General features: G+C 30.7%; 1 pseudogene. It reads right to left on the bottom strand.

The features are described 5' to 3' along the window. Positions 1–129: 129 nt before the first annotated feature. A pseudogene (locus tag M3221_RS27165) lies at positions 130–254 on the bottom strand (IS3 family transposase); the annotation flags it as partial.

Genomic DNA, 254 nt, shown 5'->3' on the forward strand with positions numbered 1-254 from the left:
ATATCTGTTGTAAACTGGTTCATAGGGAAGACCTCTTTTCTGTGAATTGTGTTGTGGTGATTCAATTCTACAAGAAAAGGTCTTCCTTTTTCTATTTACTCATTTACACAAAATATTTTACGCTCTCTTAATAGTGGATAAATAAGCCTTTTTTCTATTACTGTAATATAAATATGTAATATCGGTGAGTAATACTTTTCCTGGAGTTGCTTGTTTAAATTCTCGTTTTAATAAGTTTGGCAGTATGGAGTGTT

Origin of the sequence: Domibacillus indicus (genome assembly GCF_023715895.1) — a bacterium.
In the GTDB taxonomy this organism is placed as follows: Bacteria; Bacillota; Bacilli; order Bacillales; family Domibacillaceae; genus Domibacillus; species Domibacillus indicus_A.